This window comes from Massilia timonae CCUG 45783 (assembly GCF_000315425.1).
In the GTDB taxonomy this organism is placed as follows: Bacteria; Pseudomonadota; Gammaproteobacteria; order Burkholderiales; family Burkholderiaceae_D; genus Telluria; species Telluria timonae.
This window is the reverse complement of record NZ_JH992924.1, coordinates 456,390-473,827: the sequence shown is the minus strand read 5'-3', so window position 1 is coordinate 473,827 and position 17,438 is coordinate 456,390. Positions and strand designations below refer to the sequence as shown.

The window sequence follows — 17,438 nt, the reverse complement described above, 5'->3', positions numbered from 1 at the left end:
TCGGCGACGGCGGTGTATCAGTTTTAAATCGCTGGGACGACGAAATCTGTATCAGTTTTCAATCGCCGTTGACACGGCTTGTCTGTGAATGAGTAGCTGTCCCGCGCATAGACATAAATGTGCGTCACCTCAACATGAGACTGGCAACAATAGACCGGGGCAGCCCCCTTAGGATACTTGTAATACTTCTCTGTGTAGACGCGGGCCTCAGCTACCGCCGCGCATAAGGCGAAGTTCGCCAAGGATGCTGTAAGATCAGTTAGGCCGTAACTCCAATCCAGTGTGTCGAAGTTGCTCACGACCTCCCTTTGGAATTGAAATTCTTTGTGCAGCTTCTGGATGTTACGGCCTGAATGGGCAAAGGCATCGAGTTCCCCTGAATAGGCGATGCCGTTGTCAATGAATTTCCGTGTTAACAGGTGCCCGACTTTCTCCCTGATTAACTTAATCGCCCTGTCATTGTAAATTCCACTACTGATTAGATGCTCGTATTTAGCCCGTACTTTCGGATACTTCAATACGAAATCCATTGACACAATCTTGGTATCTACCATGTCGTCTGGGTAGACGTACTTCGAATCGTTCTGAATCTCATGTTTTCTACCATTGAACCACCGCCTTGCCAGCTTAGCGGCGACGGGGAAACCCATGTGTTCCATCGCCTCCGGTAGATCAAGCATGTCGAATGGTGGCGGGGCTTTGCACTCCTCAACGGGTTCCTTGCTTTTGACTTGTGCGTTTGAGACCTTGGACGCCTGCGCGGCCTTTTCGCTCATAGCTCCGGCAGCAACCGCTGGCGAGGGGGCAGCTTTCTTTGCCTCTTGCTCTTGCGCAGCGGCTTTTGGATCAAGCTTCGGCTTCTCTGCTTTCTTCGGCTCAGGCGGCTTCTCGCCGGGCAACGGCGGGGGCTTTCTCTCCATGAGGATTGCCGCCTGCGGGTTCTTGAGCGGCTTACAGCCTTCCGTCTTGTCGACCAGCTTCCAGACCTTCTGGAGCGCAAAGAACCCGGCGAAGTCGAGCCTGTAGTACGGGATTCGGATTTGCGCTGGCATGGACTCTCGGGCAAGCAGATGGGAAGCTGACATTGTTGCTTGCCTTGCTCTGGGACAGGTTAGCGAACGTCAACTCAGGGAGTGGGCTAAGGCCTTCCAGTGCCTATGGATGCGAGCGGTCCTCCAAGGTGGCGACTTGTCATTCAGTCTGCTACACTACAGCTTTCCACGTGTAACACTGCACGCGACGTAAGTCATTGATTTGTAACGGCTCGGTGAAGTTCGAATCCTCTCACCCCGACCACAGAATTCAAAAAGCCAGACCAGGCATCAGCCGGTCTGGCTTTTTTCATTGTTACATGCCTGGCGTGGTCTCCACCGGCGCTCTTTGCTGGGCATCGAACGCCATCGCCAGGATGTCTGGTTGCCTACGCCAGTTCGGTGACGAACTGCGAAAACGGGCGACGCACTTTCTTCAGGTCGACCAGCCAGTCTCCTTCATCCGCACGGTAGCCAATAGGCAACAGGATCACCGAACGCAATCCCCGTTCGCGCAGCTTCAGGATCTCATCCACCTTGGCAGGATCGAACCCTTCCATCGGCGTGGCATCCACCTTTTCCTCGGCTGCGGCAATCAGCGCACTGCCGAGGCCGATATAAGCCTGGCGCGCGGCGTGTTCGAAATTGGTCTGGGCATCGCGTTGCGGATACGTCGACAGCAACTGCTGGCGGTAGGCTTCCCAGCCTTCGTTTCTGAAGCCGCGCTCGGCGTTCACCAGATCGAACATCGCGTTGATGCGCTCAGCCGTATAGTTATCCCACGCGGCAAACACGAGCAGATGCGAGGCTTCCGTCACCTGCGCCTGGTTCCAGGCATGCGCCCTGATCTGTTCACGCAGAGCCTCGTTCGTCACCACGAACATCTCGTACTGTTGCAGCCCACTGGAACTGGCCGTCAGGCGCACCGCTTCGAGAATGCGGTCGATCTTCTCCTTGGCGACCTTCTTGGTTGGATCCATTTTTTTGGTGGCGTAACGCCACTGCAAGGTTTGCAAGACATTGGACATGCAGAATTCCTTCTATGTGAGTGAATAATGCGCCATGATGCCCGACCCCGCAGTTTCTTGCCGAGCGCCGCCCAATCTGCCCGCGGCATGTGTTTATTTCACCTACCTCTTCCACTCAAAACGTACTGCGCAACCGAACGCCCAGCTGACGCGGCGTCCCCACCAGCACCCGCATGGCGCCGTCGGCGGACGTGTAATAAGCGCCCTGGGTCGGGCTGCTGGCCAGGTTCGGCACGAAGGACGTGGCGTAGTTGGCGTACAGCGACAGTTGCGGGCCGAGCTTGTAGAGCGCGCCGAAGCGCCGCAGCACTTCCGAGCCGGAGATATTCTGCGTCTCCACGAACTCGAGGCCAACGCCCTCCTCCTGGCGGTAGCGCTGGAACCTTACCGAGGCCGCGACGATCCAGCGCTCGCCGAGCGCCATGCTGTCCTGGGCGAACACCGAGGTGGTGGACTCCGGCATTCCTTCCCGATGTGGCCCCATGGCTAAGTACGGCACGCTCAAGCCCGGGAACTCTGGACCATTGTCCTTTGGTCTGATTGAACGATGAATATCTCTCCCGTAGGATGACATTCTCAAACTCAGGTTTCTCGGGGAGGCGCCTCATGATTCTCGCTAAACTTTCTCATCCGGCCCGCGTGGCGGCGGGATGCTGTCTTCTTGCCTTGTCCGCCTGTTCCAATCAAGCGTTGAACCACGAGCTTGCCGCCAGTCGGGAGGCGGTCGATCAAGCGCAGATGGCGGGTGCGGAGGTCAACGCTCCCGCGAATTACGGTGTCGCGGTCGACAAGCTGGGGCGGGCCAATGCCGCCGCCACCGGCCACCACAAGCATGACGCGATGCGCCTGGCCGAGCAGGCCAAGGTCGACGCCAATCTGGCGCGTGCCAAGAGCGAATCGACCCAGGCCAGGCTCGCGGCCGCCGAGATGGCCAAGAGTAATCAGATATTGCGCGAGACAATCAACCGCGCATACCCGAACCAGTAGAGGTGAGAGATGAACCACATCCTTCGATCAAGCATGGGCGCGGTCATTGCCGGCATCATCGCAGCGGGATGCTCGACGACCCCGCCTGCGTCCAATGTGGCTGCCGCCAATACCGCTATCGGCAACGCCCAGCAGGCGATCGACCAGGCGTCCGCCGATCCCCACGTCGCCAAATACGCTGCAAGCGAACTGGAACGCGCAAGCGCGTCGCTGCAGAAGGCGAAAACGGCGTGGAATGACAAGCATGACCTGACGACCACGACGCATTTCGCCTATATCGCACAGCAACGCGCCGCGACGGCGCAGGAATTCGCAGGCGAGCGGGCGGCGGGCGAGGCAGTGACGGTTGCGGCGGCGGAACGGGACCAGGTGTATTCGTCGCTTGCAGCAAGAAGCGGCAAACCGAAAGCAATCACGGAACTGGCGCAAAAAGACCTGGTAGGCTTCGCCCCCGGCCGAGCGAACATCCCGGCCAGCGCCAAGCGCGCGCTTGACGAGTTGGCAGCCACATTGAAAAGCAATCCCGAGCGCGAGGTCGTGATCGAAGGGTATACGGACAATATCGGCGGTCGCCGTTACAACCAGGCCCTGGCCATGAGACGGGCAGATGCGGTACGTGTCGCCCTGCTCCAGCGTGGCATCGACTCCGGCCGCATCGCCATCCGGTCTCACGGCGAACAGAATCCGGCGGCCAGCAACAAGAGCAGGATCGGGCGTCTGGAAAACCGGCGTGCGGAAGTCGTCACGGGCGACTCCAACACGCAAATGCTGGGTTCGTCACAAATCTCTTCCACGACGTCGAGCGACGAAAACGGGCAATCCAGGCAGCCCGAGCGATGATGCCTGGGGCACGGATCTGCATGCGCATGGTCCGGATATCCTCGCCCCAGCGACAGGATTGGAAAAGCCAGATACGGTGAGCCGGTCTGGCTTTTTTACTGCTTGCAGGTCTTCCGGCGTCGGACCGTGATGTTCAGGCCAGGGCATATCGGCTCGGGTAATCACCAGTGTTTGTTCCAATACCGCCATCCGTTTTATGATATGCATCGCAAGCCGGTCATTGCCGTCACCGGCTGGCATCCAACCTTCAACCAAAAGGAATCCCATGTCCGAAACCCTCACCGTCACCACCGCCGACCGCAGCTTCGACTGCTACGTCGCGCGTCCCGATGTCGTCGGCACCTACCCTGTGATCATTGTGATCCAGGAAATCTTCGGCGTGAACGCCGGCATCCGCAGCATCGCCGACAACTACGCCGCCAAGGGCTATATCGCTGTCGCCCCCGACCTGTTCTGGCGCACCGACCCAGGCATCCAGCTCTCGGAGGCGAATGAAGCCGACGTCGCCAAGGCCTTCTCGATGTACCAGGCCTATGACTTCGACCACGGCGTGCAGGACATCGCCGCCACCATCAGCGCCGCGCGCACGATGGAAGGCAGCACCGGCAAGGTCGGCGTCACCGGCTATTGCCTGGGCGGCCTGATGACTTACCTGGCCGCGGCCCGCACCGATGGCGACGCCTTCGCGGCCTATTATGGCGGCGGCACCGACCAGTACCTGCACGAGGCCAAGCATATCGGCGCTCCCCTGCTCTACCACCTGGCCGGCGCCGACGAATACATCGGACCGGAAGCGCAGGCGCAGATCAAGGCCGCGCTGGAAGGCAAGGCCGATGCCGAAGTGCATGTGTACCCGGGCCGCGACCACGCCTTCGCCCGTCCGGGCGGCAGCCACTACGACCATGACGATGCGACGCTGGCCAACAGCCGCACCGACGAGTTCTTCGCCCGCACCCTGCGCTAAGAGCCCTACATCAAGCCCTATCGACTGCCGGCGCCATGCCGGCAGGCGCCGTTCCCACTTCGCTTCCCTTCACTGATCCGCTTTTTTCCGCACGCCGCCATGCGTGCGGCGTTCCTCCAAGGCTCATGCTCTAATTCCAACGCCGCTGGACTCCAGACCGTCCGGCACGCCTTGCCTTGGAGAAGCCATGCTCGAATCCGTCGGTACGCCCACGCTCTATCTCTCATTCTCCGCCTTCGTGGTGGTCATGCTGGCCATCGACTTCTTCGGGCTCAAGACCGCCGGCGACCACAAGGTCAGCACTAGGGAAGCGGCCCTGTGGTCTCTCGTGTGGATCACGGTCGCCCTCGCCTTCGGCGGCTGGTTCTACTGGTACCTGGACGGCATCGCCGGGCCCGTCGTCGCGCGCGACAAGGCCTTGGAATACCTCACCGGCTACCTGATCGAAAAATCCCTGGCGGTCGACAATGTGTTCGTCTGGATCACCCTGTTCAGCTTTTTCGGCGTGCCGGCCCAATATCAAAAACGCGTGCTGATGTATGGCGTGCTCGGCGCCATCGTGCTGCGCGCCATCCTGATCTACCTGGGCGCCCTGCTGCTGGCCCAGTTCCACTGGATCCTCTACGTATTCGGCCTGTTCTTGCTGTACACCGGCATCCAGATGCTGATGTCGGCCGACAGCGAACCCGACCTGGCCGACAACAAGCTGCTGAAATGGCTGCGCGGCCATATGCGCATCACCAACGAATACCATGGCGAACGTTTCTTCGTCATCCAGAACGGCCTGCGCTACGCCACCCCGATGTTCATCGTGCTGATCATGGTCGAGATCACCGACGTCATCTTCGCGGTCGACTCAATCCCGGCGATCTTCGCCGTCACCAGCGACCCGTTCATCGTGTTCACGTCGAACGTGTTCGCCATCCTGGGGCTGCGCGCGATGTACTTCCTGCTGGCCGACATGGCCGACCGCTTCCACCTGCTCAAGTACGGCCTGGCCGGGATCCTGATCTTTATCGGAATCAAGATGCTGCTGCTCGATATCTACAAGATTCCGACCGGTATCGCGCTCGGGGTCGTCGGCGCCATCCTGGTCGTCTCGGTCGTCGCGAGCCTGCTGACGACCAAGCCGACCAAGCCGCAGAAGACCCCGCCACCGGCCGCCTGAGAGTCGACGCCGCGCAAGCCCGCGCGGCGCTTCTATCCCGCTGGAACGCCAACTCTCCCGAAGCCTGATCTTCGCCAGAGCCGCCGCGTTCGCTCCGACTACTGTATCTCGACCACCCCGCCGCGCCCATCAGGGTGCGGCGGCATGGCGTCTTGACACGAAAGGAGAATCTCATGGCGAGGTTCGGCGTAGAAGCAATCCGGTACTTCAACCATGCGCGCGCCGCCGGCGTGAGCACGGCGGGAGACCTCACGTACACCTTTAATAGAAGCAATGGGTTCGACAGCAAGTTGCGCTCGGCCGGGCACACGCGCGCCTTCTACTGGGCCAATACCGACGTCTGGGAGACCGACATCCGCGACGTCGACCAGGGCGGGAGCGACCGCAACTGGGTCGACGACGTCGACCTGTTCTGGATCGAGACGCACGGCAATTCCGAGGCCGATGGCCGGGCGCGCATGCTGTACGACATCGCGCACAGCGAATGGCGCACCTGGTCCGACGGGTGGCAACTGGGCGAGGACTGGAACAGCGAATGGGTGATGGCCTATTCCTGCCACACCGTCAACCTGGACGCCGTCGCCGGTCTGTGGAACATCTTCGCGCGCCTGCACATCTATTGCGGCGCCTGGGGCGATATGTACGACGGCATCACCACCGACGAATGCGGCGAGGACGTGGCCGACAACCTGGTCGACGGCGACACCGTCTCGGGCGCCTGGCACGACGGCGTGTCCGACTGGTGGGTCGACAACCATCCGGTCACCGTCTGCGTGGGCGACGCCGCCACCTGGAATGGCGGCGCCATCCGCTGGGATCTGTCCGCCCTGAACCGCGACCACCTGTGGGGCCACGGCGGCGTGAGTCCCGACCTGGCGCCGGCGCAGCAGGCATGTCTCTTGTGGAAGTGGACGGAGGGCTGAACCATGAACCAGCAAACCCTGATCGATACCCTGATGAAGACCGGCGCGCATGCCGTGCCCGGCCGCGCCGACGTGATCGCGCTCACCCCGCTCACCCGCGACGACGCGCGCGCCAACATGAACCGCTTCCTGACCGCGCTGCACGAAGCCGACATCTGCCGCCACGACCGCGCCAACCTGGCCGACCGCGGCGAGCGCAGCGTGGTGCACCTGGCCGACGGCGCGCGCGCCGTGGTCTACCACGCCTCGGGCGCGCTGCAGTACGTGTCCGGCCTGGCGCCGTTCCAGGCGCCGTGGCAGCGGCTGGAAGAAACGCCGGTGCTGGTGCGCCAGCTGGAACAAGCCGCGCAGCGCATCGACCTCGCCGCCTGGGTCGGTGAGCGCGGCAGCCTTGCCTTCGAACGCCTGTGGCAGACCAAGGCGCGCGGCAGCGACCGCGACCAGAAGCTGTCGGACACGCTGCTGGTGCGCGCCACCGGCGCCTGGCGCCATGCGGTGGGAGAAATCCCGGTGCTGGGCGCCGCCTCGGTGGCGCTGCGCCTGGCCGGCGACGGCACGGTTGACGCGCTCGCGCTGAACATCCGCCACAGCGATGCCGAAGTGCTCGACAGCGCGCCCGTCATCGAGGCCGAACTGGCGGCGCGCCAGCTGGCCGAACGCCTGGCCAGCGTGCTGGGCAAGTCGAAGGACCGGCTGCCGAGCGACGTCGTGCAGTCGGCCGTGATGCGCTTCGGCTATCTCGACCTGGGCAAGCGCAAGGCCCAGCGCGTGCTGGCCCCGGCCTACGTGGCGCAGGTCGTGCTGCAGCACCGGCTCGAGCGCCAGGCCTATGTGCTGGCGGTGTCGGGCACCGAGCGGCCGTATATCGAGTTGCCGCTGTTCGGCAACGAGGCGCCGGTGGTGCGCTCGCGTGGTTTGCATCCGGAGTGCCGCGATGGGGCATCGTGATCCGGTCACGCCACGGCTGAGCGCGCCTCCTGCAACAGCGACCTGATCTCGGGCAGGCACGACCCACAGTTGCCGCCGGCCCGCAGGCAGGCGGTTACCTCGGCCGGCGTCGTCAAGCCCTGCTTGTCGATCGCCGTGCAGATCGTGTTGCGGCCGACGCCAAAGCAGGAGCAGACGGTCGGCCCCGGGTCCGGTCCCAGCGTCGGCGCGCGGCCGGCCAGCAAGGTCGCGCGTTCGCGTGCGCTCAGTTCGGCTTGCGCGAACAATCCGCCGAGCCAGGCGCGCGCCGGCAAGTCGGGCCGGCGCGACGCGAACAGGCAGGCTTCCAGGCGACCATCGACCACGAGCGCCGCCCGCAGCATGCCTTCCGACTTGTCCTCGTACTCGATCCAGTCGGCGTCCTCGTCCGCCCCGAGCAGCGCGCGCGCCATCGCGGGCGATACCGGCTCGCGACCGCCCAGCTCATAGCGCAGGAAGCCGCTGCCGCGCACGCGCGTCCAGTGCGCCACCCGTTCCAGGTTCAGTTCGGTGCGGCTCAGGATGAAGCCATGCCAGGCCACGCCGAACGGTTCCACCCGCACCGGCGTGTGCTTGAACTCGGGCTCGCCCGACACCGGATCGACCTCCGGATTGACCAGTGCGCCGACGCGCGCATCGGAGGCGTTGTGCCCATTCCAGTGGATCGGCACGAACACCGCGCCGCGCGCGATGCCGCCGCCATGCGCCACGCGCGCCACCATCGCGCCCCACTGCGAGCTCACACGGGCCAGTTCTCCTTCGCGCACGCCGGCGAGCAGCGCGTCGTGCGGATGCAAATCCACGAAGGGTTCCGCCGCATGGCCGGCCAGCCGCGGCGACTTGCCAGTGCGCGTCATCGTGTGCCATTGGTCGCGCAGGCGGCCGGTGTTGAGCGCCAGAGGATACTCTCCGCCCGTCGCGTGCACGGGTAGCCGCGGCGCGGTCGCGACGAAGCGCGCCTTGCCGTCCGGGTGAGAGAAACGACCATCGCCGAACAGCCGCGCGGCGCCGTCGGTCGGTGCGCGCAGCGGCCATTGCACCGGTTCCAGCGCATCGTAGGCCGCGCGGTCTATGCCGACCAGCGGATCGAGCCGAAAAGCACGGCGGTAGCCGTCTTCGTCATTCTTCCAGGTGGACAGGCGCGCGTGCTCATCAAAAATCGCGTGCGCGCCGTCGTAATCGAAGCCGGCAAAGCCCATGCGCCGGGCCACGTCGCACAGCGCCTGCCAGTCGGCGCGCGCTTCTCCCGGCGCCGGCAGGAAGGCGCGCTGGCGCGAGATGCAGCGCTCGGAATTGGTCACCGTGCCATCCTTCTCGCCCCAGGCCAGCGCCGGCAGCAGCACATGCGCATACGGCGCGACGTCGGTGTTCGCCACCACGTCCGACACCACCACCAGTTCGCAGGCGGCCAGCGCGCGCCGCACCTGGTCGGCGTCCGGCATGCTGACCACCGGATTGGTGGCCATGATCCACACCGCCTTGACCTTGCCCGCCTCCACCGCGCGGAACAGGTCCACCGCCTTCAGGCCCGGCTTGTCGGCGATGCGCGGCGCGCCCCAGAAGCTGCGCACCGCCTCGCGGTGGCCGGCGTTGTCCAGGTCGAGGTGGGCCGCCAGCATGTTCGCCAGGCCGCCCACTTCGCGTCCGCCCATCGCGTTCGGCTGGCCGGTCAGCGAGAACGGACCCATGCCGGGACGGCCGATGCGGCCGGTGAGCAGGTGGCAGTTGATGATGCCGTTGACCTTGTCGGTGCCGCTCGATGATTGGTTCACGCCCATCGAAAACGCCGTCACCACTTTCTCGGTGCGCGCGAACAGTTCATAGAAAGCGCGCAGCTGGGCCGGATCGACGCCGCAGGCGCGCGCCACCTCCTCCACGTCACCGCCAAGCCTGGCCTCGTCCAGCGCCGCCTCCATGCCGCTGGTATGCGCCGCGACGAAAGCGTGGTCGACGGCCCCCTCGCCCACCAGATAGGTTAGCAGGCCGTTGAACAGCCGCACATCGCTGCCCGGCTTGAGCGGCAGGTGCAGGTCGGCCAGCTCGCAGGTGGCCGTGCGGCGCGGGTCGAGCACGACGATCTGCAGTTCGGGCCGCGCCTCCTTCGCCTTGACGATGCGCTGGAACAGCGTCGGATGGCACCAGGCGGCGTTCGAGCCGACCAGCACGATCGCGTCGGCCAGTTCGAAGTCCTCGTAGCAGCCGGGCACCACGTCTTCGCCGAAGGCGCGCTTGTGGCCGGCCACGGCGGACGACATGCACAGGCGCGAATTGGTGTCGATATTGGCGCTGCCGACGTAGCCCTTCATGAACTTGTTGGCGACGTAGTAGTCCTCGGTGAGGATCTGCCCCGAGACATAGAGGGCCACCGCATCCGGACCGTGCTCGGCGATGATGCGCCTGAAGCCGTCGGCGACGGTGTCCAGCGCCTCCTCCCAGCCGGCGCGCGCCATGGCGCCGTCGCGCCTTACGGCCGGATGGAGCAGGCGGCCATCCAGGCCCAGCGTCTCGCCCAGGGCCGAGCCCTTGACGCACAGGCGGCCGCGGCTCGCCGCATGGCCAGCGTCGCCCTCGATCAGCGCGCCGCCATCGCCCAGCGGCGTGGCTTTCACGCCGCAGCCGACGCCGCAGTAGGGACAGGTGGTGCGGACTTCTTGCAGCGGGATCGGCATGTGCGACATGAGTGACTCTCTTCTATGCGGCCTGCGCTTCACACATGGCAGGCCCGAACAACAATCGATCGCGCAGCGCCGACACGTCGGCGCCACGCTGGATCAGGTCGAAATACCAGGGACCATCGAGCACGTCGCCATACAGCACGGCGCCCGTGATGCGGTTCCCCTCGAGCACCAGGCGTTTATAGACGCCGGCGCGGCGGTCGCGCAGCACCAGGTCTTGCGTGCCCGGCCCGCCGACGATGTCGCCGGCCGAGTACAGGTCGATGCCGGTGACCTTCAGCTTGGTGGCCGTGGCCTGCTGCACGTAGCGGCGATGGCCCAGGCCTGCCAGGTGGGCGGCGCACACGCGCGCCTGGTCCCAGATCGGCGCCACCAGGCCGAAGGTCGCCTTGCGATGCTGGACGCATTCGCCCACCGCATACACTCGCGGGTCGAAACTTTGCAAGGTGTCGTCAACCACGATGGCGCGCTCGACGTGCAGGCCTGCGGCGCGCGCCAGCGCCACATTGGGACGCACGCCGGCCGCCATCACCACCAGGTCGGCCGGCACTTGCGTGCCGTCCTTGAAGCGCACGCCCTCCACCTTGCCGGCGCCAAGGATGGCCTCGGTCTGGGCGCCTAGCAGGATGCGCAGGCCGCGTCCCTCCAGCGCGCGCTTGAGCAGCGTTGAGGCGTCGCCGTCGAGCTGCTGGTTGAGCAGGCTCCCGGTCAGGTGCACCACGGTGACGTCCATGCCGCGACGCAGCAGGCCGTTGGCCGCTTCCAGTCCGAGCAGGCCGCCACCGATCACGACCGCATGCCGGCCCTCGCGCGCCGCCTGCAGCATGGCGTCGACGTCGTCCAGGTCGCGAAAACCCACCACGCCGGGCAGCTCGGCGCCCGGCACCGGCACGATGAAGGGTTGCGAGCCGGTCGCCAGCAGCAGGCGGTCGTAGGCCACTTCCTTGCCCGACCGGGCGCGCACGACGCGCCGCTTGCGGTCGATCGCCACCACCGGGTCGCCCGCATGCAGGGTGATGCCGTGCTCCTCGTACCAGCTGCGCGGATGCAGCACGATCTCGTCCGCCGTCTTTTCGCCGGCCAGGACCGGCGACAGCATGATGCGGTTGTAGTTCACGCGCGGCTCGGCGCCGAACACGGTGATGTCGTACAGATCGGGCGCCAGCGCCAGCAGCTCCTCGACAGTGCGCATGCCGGCCATGCCGTTGCCGACCACGACCAATGACGGTTTCATGCGGCGACCCACACCTGTCCGCCGTCGATCCGCGCCGGATAGCTGGCGACCGAATGCGCCGGCGCTTCCAGGCACTCGCCGCTCTGCAGGTCGAAATGCTGCTTGTAGATCGGGGACGCAACGACGATGCGCTCGCCGATGCTGCCCACCAGTCCGCGCGACAGCACGGCGGCCTGCGAATTCGGATCGTAGTTATCGATGGCGAACACCCTCGGCTCATCGGCGCCGACGCGGAACACGGCCACCTGGCGGCCGTTCAGCAAGGCGCACACGCCGGTATCGGGCACGATGTCGGAAAGTAGGCAGACGGCGGTCCAGTGTTCGAGTTGAAGATCACGGTGCATGATGCTCTCCTTTATGCTGCGCTGGCGATGGGAATGACGCGACGGCGTTCGTCGAAAGTGGCGGGACGCACCTGCCCGCGCTCGGGCACGAACACGACGTTCTCGTCGACCTGCGCGCTGTTGACGAAGTGGCGGAAGCGGCGGCGCACGGTCGGATCGGTGACGGCCTCCTTCCATTCGCAGGCATAGGTGTCGACCACGTGCTGCATCTGCGCTTCCAGCTCCTGCGCGATGCCGAGGCTGTCGTCGACCACCACCGCCTTCAGGTAATCGAGACCACCTTCCAGGTTCTCGCGCCAGGTGCTGGTGCGCTGCAGGCGCTCGGCCGTGCGCACGTAGAACATCAGGAAGCGGTCGGTCAGGCGCACCACCTCTTCTTCGGAGAGGTTCGAGGCGATCAATTCGGCGTGGCGCGGCTTCATGCCGCCATTGCCGCACACGTACAGGTTCCAGCCCTTGTCGGTGGCGATCAGGCCAACGTCCTTGCCCTGGGCCTCGGCGCATTCGCGGGTGCAGCCCGAGACGCCGAACTTGATCTTGTGCGGCGCGCGCAAGCCTTTATAGCGGTTTTCCAGCGCGATGGCGAAGCCGACGCTGTCGCCGACGCCATAGCGGCACCAGGTCGAGCCGACGCAGGATTTCACCGTGCGCAGCGACTTGCCATAGGCGTGGCCCGATTCGAAGCCGGCCGCGATCAGCTCTTCCCAGATCGCCGGCAGCTGGTCCACGCGGGCGCCGAACAGGTCGACCCGCTGGCCGCCGGTGATCTTGGTGTACAGGCCATACTTCTTGGCCACCATCCCCACTGCGATCAAGCCGTCGGCCGTGACTTCGCCGCCCGGCATGCGCGGCACCACCGAGTAGGTGCCGTCCTTCTGGATGTTGCCGAGGAAGTAGTCGTTAGAATCCTGCAGGCTGGCGTGCTTCGGTTTCAACACGAAATCGTTCCACACCGAGGCCAGGATGTTGGCGGCGGTCGGCTTGCAGACGTCGCAACCGAGTCCCTTGCCGTGGCGCGCCAGCAGCTCGCCGAAGTCCTTGATACCTTCGACACGCACCAGGTGGTACAGCTCCTGGCGCGAGTACGGAAAGTGTTCGCACAGGTGGTTGTTGACCGCCACGCCCAGTTTCTTCAGCTCGGCATTGAGGACCTGCGTCACCAGTGGCACGCATCCGCCGCAGGCGGTGCCGGCCGAGGTGCAGCTCTTGAGGGCGCCGATGGTGGTGGCGCCGCCGGCCACCGCTTCGCACAGCGCGCCCTTGCTGACGTCGTTGCACGAGCAGACCTGGGCCGTGGCCGGCAGCTTGTCGACGCCGATCGCCGGACGCGCCGCGCCGGTGTCGGGCAGGATCAGGTATTCCGGCGCCTCCGGCAGCTCGATCCTGTTCAGCATCGTCTGCAGCAGCGCGCCGTAAGCCGACGCCTCGCCCACCAGCACGCCGCCCAGCAGGTATTTGCCGCAGCTGGAGACGACGATCTTGCGGTAAGTCTGGCGACGTTCATCGAGGAACTGATAGCTGCGGCTGCCCGGCGTGGCGCCGTGGGCGTCGCCGATGCTGGCCACGTCCACGCCCATCAGTTTCAATTTGGTGCTCATGTCGGCGCCAGCGAAACCGCATTCCGTGCCTGCCAGGTGCCGCGCCGCGGTGCGCGCCATATCGTAGCCCGGCGCGACCAGGCCGAACAGTTGGCCGTTCCACAAGGCGCATTCGCCGATGGCATAGATGTGCGGGTCCGAGGTCTGGCAACGGTCGTCGATGACGATGCCGCCGCGCGGGCCGATCTCGAGGCCGCAAGCGCGCGCCAGCTCGTCGCGCGGGCGGATGCCGGCCGAGAACACGATCATGTCGGTGTCCAGGTGCGTGCCGTCCGCGAACTGCATGCGGTGGGTGGTTTCTTCGCCATCGACGATGGCCAGCGTGTTCTTGCCGGTATGGACGCCGACGCCCAGCTCCTCGATGCGGGTGCGCAGCACGCGCGCGCCTGGATCGTCGACCTGCACCGCCATCAGGCGCGGCGCGAATTCGACCACGTGCGCGTTCAGGCCCAGGTCGCGCAGCGCCTTGGCGCATTCAAGGCCCAGCAGGCCGCCGCCGACCACGACGCCCGACTTCGACCGCGCGCCGCATTCCTGCATCGCCTCCAGGTCTTCGATGGTGCGATAGACGAAGCAATCCTTGCGGTCGGCGCCCGGCACCGGCGGCACGAAGGGATACGACCCGGTCGCCAGCACGAGGCGATCGTAGGCGACGGAGGAGCCGTCGGCCAGGGTCACCTGCTGCGCCGCGCGATCGATCCCGACCACTTTCGCGTTCAGGCGCAACACCATGTCTTGCCGGTCGAAGAAGCCGGGCGCGACCAGCGACAGGTCGTCCGCACTTTTACCGGCAAAGAACTCCGACAGGTGCACGCGGTCGTAGGCCGGCCGCGGCTCTTCGCCCAGCACCGTCACGCGCAGGTCTTCCCGGCCGCTGGCGGCCAGGGTTTCGAGGAATTTGTGGCCCACCATGCCGTGGCCGATGACGACGATATGCATTTGCTGCTCCCTAATCAAGCTGCTGCGGCTGCCGGCGCCGTGCTGGCGCTGGTCGCGGTGAATCGGGCTGCGATGGCGCAGACGCTGGCGACCAGCACCAGGCCGCTGAGGATCGTGAGCGTCTGCTTGATGTCGCCCGTGCCCTTCATCAGGAAGCCGGCCGCCACCGCGCCGACGTTGCCGCCGGCGCCGACGATGCCGGCCACGCCGCCCAGCGCCTTCGGCGCGATGAACGGCACCAGCGCATAGATCGCGCCGCACGCCATGTGGGTGAACAGGCCGAACACCAGCATCGCGACCACGGCGAACACCACGCCCTCGGCCTGGGCGAACCACAGGAGGCCAAGGCCTTCGCCGATCATCAGCACGAACAGCACGGTCACGCGGCGGTTCAGGTCACCCGACAGAGCCGCCTTGTCCGACAGCCAGCCGCCCAGCGCGCGGGCGAACAGCGCCAGCAGGCCGAAGCTGCCGGCGGCCATGCCGGCCTGGGCCAGCGACAGGTCGAAGTGCTCGACGTAGTACACGGCGGCGATGTTGTGGATGAAGATCTCGATGCCGAAGCAGGCGCCATAGGTGACGAACAGCAGCCAGGCGCGGTAGTTGCGGCAGCCGGCGACGAAGCTCGCCCAGCCGCCCTTGCCGCCGCCCTCTGGCATGCGGCCGGTCTTGCGCAAGTCGTCGTAATTGCCGGCCGGGCAATCCTGCGTATAGCGCCAGTAGAAGAAGGCCATCACGATCATCATCACGCCGGGCACCACCAGCGCCAGGCGCCAGCTCAGCGACTGGCTCACGCCCAGCATCACGATCGCGGTGAGCATCAGCGGCATGACCGCTTGCGCCGCGCCGCCGCCGGCATTGCCCCAGCCGGCCGCCGCCGCGTTGGCGGTGCCGACCACCTTCGGGCCGAACATGACGGAAGTGTGGTACTGGGTGATGACGAAGCTGGCGCCGACCGCGCCGATGCCCAGGCGCGCCAGCAGGAAGGCTTCGTAGCTCTGCGCCAGCGCCACGCCCAGCACGGGAATCGCGCCCAGGAGGAGCAAACCCGTGTACGTCTTGCGCGGGCCGTAGCGGTCGCACAGCGGGCCGACCAGCAGACGCACGAAGATGGTGATCGCGACCGCCGCGATATTGATGTTGGCGATCTGCTCCATCGAGAGCCCGAATTCGCCCTTGATGACCGGCATCAGCGGCGCGCAGGCGAACCAGGCGAAGAAGCAGATGAAGAAGGCGACCCAGGTCAGGTGGAAGGCGCGCATGGGCGCGCCCTGGAAGGAAAAGAGCTTGATGCTGTCCGCTTTGCTGGCCATTGTTCTTCCTTTGAAAAACGAAAAGGCGTCCGCGCTTGCTGCCATGGGCAGTAGCTGCGGACGCCGTTGTCCTGTTGCCGTCCCCGCGTTGGGCCGGCGCTAAGTGAAAATCGTGAAGAGAATCGCCATTGATCCTGTCAGAGGTATGAGCAAGAGGCGTGCCACCGCGGCTTCAGGGGGCGTACCTCAACGGATCGCATCCGGATGCTGCATTGCGGTGCATCGCTCACCATGATGATGCGCCCGCATGCACCGCGTTCAAGATCGCGCTGGTGCGCCGGCCCAGGCCTGCGGGTCGCTGCCGTCCCATACCCGTCCGCCGAGCAAGGTCGAGCTGCGCATCGGGGAGGCGGGCAGCATCGTGCCGGTGCGTTCGGCCGCCTCGCGATACAGGTCGATGCGGTTGACCTGGGCCGCCAGCGCCAGGTAGGCGGGCGCTTCGCGCAGCAGGCCCCAGCGCCGGTGCTGGGTCATGAACCACATGCCGTCCGACAGCCAGGGGAAGTTGGCCTCGCCGTCGGCATGGAAGCGCAGGCCGTTATGGCCGCGCCAGCAGCCCTCTCCGCGATGCTCGTCGATATGGCTGCCGGCCAGGCAGAACTGCAGCGTCTCGCGGCTGGCGTTGACATAGGCGGGACTGGCCAGCACCTCGGCCGCGGCTTCGCGGTTGGTGCGCGAGGCGTCGAGCCAGCGCGCCGCTTCCAACAGCGCGGCAATCATGGCGCGGCAGGTGTTCGGGTGGCTGGCCGCGAAGGCGGCGCGCGTGCCGAGCGCCTTGCCCGGATGGTTCGGCCATATCTGTTCGCTGGACGCGGCCTGCACCCCGGCGCCGTCGCGCTGCGCGCGCTGGCCCCACGGCTCGCCCGCGCAGAAACCATCCATATGCCCGGCCGCCAGGCTGGCCGCCATCTGCCCGGGCGGCACCGTCACCGCCTGGCAGTCGGTGAGCGGATCGATGCCATGCGCGGCCAGCCAGTAATACAGGAACATCGCGTGGTTCCCGGTCGGGAAGGTGTGGGCCAGGGTCAGCTTGCGCCCTTTCTCGTCCACCTCGCGCCGCAGCAGGCCGGGATCGCGGGCGGCGTTGGCGAGCGCGCGCGACAGCGTGATGTTCTGGCCGTTCTGGTGCAGGTTCATCAACACCGCCATATCGCACTGCTGGGTGCCGATGCCGTTCTGGATGCCATACACCATCCCGTACAGCGCATGGGCCGCGTCGAGCTGCTGGCCGATCAGGCGGTCGCGCATGGCGGTCCACGACAGCTCGCGGGTGAGCTCGAAGCGCACGCCATACTGCTCGTCGAAGCCGAGCACCGACGCCATCACCAGCGGCGCGCAATCGGCCAGCGGCATGAAACCGATGCGGACGGTCTCGATCTCGGGCCGGTCGGTGCCGGCGATCCAGGCGCCTTTGCCTGCCAATGTCAT

General features: G+C 65.6%; 15 protein-coding genes. 6 read left to right on the top strand and 9 right to left on the bottom strand.

The annotated features are described in order from the left end of the window. Positions 1–23: 23 nt before the first annotated feature. The 3 genes from HMPREF9710_RS17270 to HMPREF9710_RS17260 form a co-directional block, all read right to left on the bottom strand. A complete protein-coding gene (locus tag HMPREF9710_RS17270) occupies positions 24–1,052 on the bottom strand; it encodes a DUF6402 family protein (RefSeq protein ID WP_005668431.1) in 1,029 nt (342 codons plus the stop codon). A 368-nt stretch (positions 1,053–1,420) separates the two neighbouring features. Further along, entirely contained in the window at positions 1,421–2,059 is a 639-nt protein-coding gene (locus HMPREF9710_RS17265) for an NAD(P)H-dependent oxidoreductase (protein ID WP_005668429.1), read from the bottom strand. A 115-nt stretch (positions 2,060–2,174) separates the two neighbouring features. Beyond that, a complete protein-coding gene (locus HMPREF9710_RS17260) occupies positions 2,175–2,522 on the bottom strand; it encodes a TonB-dependent receptor domain-containing protein (RefSeq protein WP_005668428.1) in 348 nt (115 codons plus the stop codon). 143 nt (positions 2,523–2,665) lie between these two features. On the opposite strand from HMPREF9710_RS17260, the gene HMPREF9710_RS27245 reads away from it, so the two are divergent. From HMPREF9710_RS27245 to HMPREF9710_RS17230, 6 genes are all read left to right on the top strand, one after another. Next, positions 2,666–3,046, top strand: a complete 381-nt coding sequence (locus tag HMPREF9710_RS27245; protein ID WP_005668427.1) for a DUF4398 domain-containing protein — start codon at positions 2,666–2,668, stop codon at positions 3,044–3,046. A 9-nt stretch (positions 3,047–3,055) separates the two neighbouring features. Further along, entirely contained in the window at positions 3,056–3,886 is an 831-nt protein-coding gene (locus HMPREF9710_RS17250; RefSeq protein ID WP_005668425.1) for an OmpA family protein, read from the top strand. A gap of 265 nt (positions 3,887–4,151) precedes the next feature. Beyond that, positions 4,152–4,850, top strand: a complete 699-nt coding sequence (locus HMPREF9710_RS17245) for a dienelactone hydrolase family protein (protein WP_005668424.1) — start codon at positions 4,152–4,154, stop codon at positions 4,848–4,850. 187 nt (positions 4,851–5,037) lie between these two features. Next, entirely contained in the window at positions 5,038–6,018 is a 981-nt protein-coding gene (locus HMPREF9710_RS17240) for a TerC family protein (RefSeq protein ID WP_005668422.1), read from the top strand. 173 nt (positions 6,019–6,191) lie between these two features. Continuing rightward, positions 6,192–6,941, top strand: a complete 750-nt coding sequence (locus HMPREF9710_RS17235) for a DUF6345 domain-containing protein (protein ID WP_005668420.1) — start codon at positions 6,192–6,194, stop codon at positions 6,939–6,941. Between the two features lie 3 nt (positions 6,942–6,944). Beyond that, positions 6,945–7,889 carry a hypothetical protein gene (locus tag HMPREF9710_RS17230; protein WP_005668418.1) on the top strand — a complete coding sequence of 315 codons (945 nt, stop codon included), beginning with the start codon at positions 6,945–6,947 and terminating at the stop codon, positions 7,887–7,889. A 5-nt stretch (positions 7,890–7,894) separates the two neighbouring features. Here HMPREF9710_RS17230 and HMPREF9710_RS17225 read toward each other — a convergent pair whose 3' ends face one another. From HMPREF9710_RS17225 to HMPREF9710_RS17200, 6 genes are all read right to left on the bottom strand, one after another. Further along, positions 7,895–10,585, bottom strand: coding sequence for a nitrate reductase (locus HMPREF9710_RS17225; RefSeq protein ID WP_005668416.1), 2,691 nt, complete (start codon positions 10,583–10,585; stop codon positions 7,895–7,897). A 13-nt stretch (positions 10,586–10,598) separates the two neighbouring features. Next, positions 10,599–11,816, bottom strand: a complete 1,218-nt coding sequence (locus HMPREF9710_RS17220; protein ID WP_005668414.1) for an NAD(P)/FAD-dependent oxidoreductase — start codon at positions 11,814–11,816, stop codon at positions 10,599–10,601. Next, entirely contained in the window at positions 11,813–12,160 is a 348-nt protein-coding gene (gene nirD, locus HMPREF9710_RS17215) for a nitrite reductase small subunit NirD (protein WP_005668412.1), read from the bottom strand. The genes HMPREF9710_RS17220 and nirD overlap by 4 nt, the downstream gene beginning before the upstream one ends. Before the next feature lie 11 nt (positions 12,161–12,171). Further along, positions 12,172–14,697 carry a nitrite reductase large subunit NirB gene (nirB, locus tag HMPREF9710_RS17210; RefSeq protein ID WP_005668411.1) on the bottom strand — a complete coding sequence of 842 codons (2,526 nt, stop codon included), beginning with the start codon at positions 14,695–14,697 and terminating at the stop codon, positions 12,172–12,174. Positions 14,698–14,711: 14 nt separating this feature from the next. Continuing rightward, on the bottom strand, positions 14,712–16,010 hold the full coding sequence (locus tag HMPREF9710_RS17205) for an MFS transporter (RefSeq protein WP_005668409.1): 1,299 nt from the start codon (positions 16,008–16,010) through the stop codon (positions 14,712–14,714). A gap of 258 nt (positions 16,011–16,268) precedes the next feature. Then, positions 16,269–17,438, bottom strand: a complete 1,170-nt coding sequence (locus tag HMPREF9710_RS17200) for a CmpA/NrtA family ABC transporter substrate-binding protein (RefSeq protein WP_005668408.1) — start codon at positions 17,436–17,438, stop codon at positions 16,269–16,271.

Coding starts and splice junctions, on each gene's coding strand:
- HMPREF9710_RS17270 (WP_005668431.1), bottom strand. CDS start 1,052: ATGCCAGCGCAAATCCGAATCCCGTACTACAGGCTCGACTTCGCCGGG.
- HMPREF9710_RS17265 (WP_005668429.1), bottom strand. CDS start 2,059: ATGTCCAATGTCTTGCAAACCTTGCAGTGGCGTTACGCCACCAAAAAA.
- HMPREF9710_RS17260 (WP_005668428.1), bottom strand. CDS start 2,522: ATGCCGGAGTCCACCACCTCGGTGTTCGCCCAGGACAGCATGGCGCTC.
- HMPREF9710_RS27245 (WP_005668427.1), top strand. CDS start 2,666: ATGATTCTCGCTAAACTTTCTCATCCGGCCCGCGTGGCGGCGGGATGC.
- HMPREF9710_RS17250 (WP_005668425.1), top strand. CDS start 3,056: ATGAACCACATCCTTCGATCAAGCATGGGCGCGGTCATTGCCGGCATC.
- HMPREF9710_RS17245 (WP_005668424.1), top strand. CDS start 4,152: ATGTCCGAAACCCTCACCGTCACCACCGCCGACCGCAGCTTCGACTGC.
- HMPREF9710_RS17240 (WP_005668422.1), top strand. CDS start 5,038: ATGCTCGAATCCGTCGGTACGCCCACGCTCTATCTCTCATTCTCCGCC.
- HMPREF9710_RS17235 (WP_005668420.1), top strand. CDS start 6,192: ATGGCGAGGTTCGGCGTAGAAGCAATCCGGTACTTCAACCATGCGCGC.
- HMPREF9710_RS17230 (WP_005668418.1), top strand. CDS start 6,945: ATGAACCAGCAAACCCTGATCGATACCCTGATGAAGACCGGCGCGCAT.
- HMPREF9710_RS17225 (WP_005668416.1), bottom strand. CDS start 10,585: ATGTCGCACATGCCGATCCCGCTGCAAGAAGTCCGCACCACCTGTCCC.
- HMPREF9710_RS17220 (WP_005668414.1), bottom strand. CDS start 11,816: ATGAAACCGTCATTGGTCGTGGTCGGCAACGGCATGGCCGGCATGCGC.
- nirD (WP_005668412.1), bottom strand. CDS start 12,160: ATGCACCGTGATCTTCAACTCGAACACTGGACCGCCGTCTGCCTACTT.
- nirB (WP_005668411.1), bottom strand. CDS start 14,697: ATGCATATCGTCGTCATCGGCCACGGCATGGTGGGCCACAAATTCCTC.
- HMPREF9710_RS17205 (WP_005668409.1), bottom strand. CDS start 16,010: ATGGCCAGCAAAGCGGACAGCATCAAGCTCTTTTCCTTCCAGGGCGCG.
- HMPREF9710_RS17200 (WP_005668408.1), bottom strand. CDS start 17,438: ATGACATTGGCAGGCAAAGGCGCCTGGATCGCCGGCACCGACCGGCCC.